The 410-nt window shown below is 44.6% G+C and carries 1 protein-coding gene; it reads left to right on the top strand.

All coding sequences use genetic code 11. The features are described 5' to 3' along the window. Positions 1–21 precede the first annotated feature (21 nt). The gene (locus FC82_RS17160) at positions 22–111 is read left to right on the top strand and encodes a putative holin-like toxin (protein ID WP_021353390.1); all 90 of its coding nucleotides are present in this window, start codon (positions 22–24) and stop codon (positions 109–111) included. Positions 112–410 lie beyond the last annotated feature (299 nt).

Below are 410 nucleotides of genomic sequence, written 5' to 3'. Positions count from 1 at the left end.
TTCAGGAAGGTTTCACAGTCAATGAGCGTCTTCCAGACACTCTCGTTGATGTTGCTGTTTGGCACGTTTTTAATCGCGCTACTCAGCTATATCGACAAGCACCACAAATAAAAAAGCCGCCCCACATAACTTTGACCGGTTATGGGGCGACTTGATATCGTTCTTTAGCTAAGGCCACCGCCTTTGAAGCGGCTTGCACGGGAAGTCCTGTTCCAGCGGGGCTTCCTTTTTCTGTCTTTATTATAGCATGCCCTTTAAAAACTGGCTAACGTTTCAGACTTTGATCAGATTCAGGATCAGGCTGTTTGATTTCCAGATTCTGTTCAGCAAAGGATTTCAGTTGCTTCTGTGTTCGCTCACTGATTTCTTGGTGCACATCGTTTAACTGGTTTTTAAATTGCGCTTTCTGT

The sequence above is a fragment of the Secundilactobacillus collinoides DSM 20515 = JCM 1123 genome, assembly GCF_001435975.1.
Classification (GTDB): domain Bacteria; phylum Bacillota; class Bacilli; order Lactobacillales; family Lactobacillaceae; genus Secundilactobacillus; species Secundilactobacillus collinoides.
Note: the sequence above shows the minus strand (reverse complement) of the source record. Positions and strands in the feature narration are given on the sequence as shown.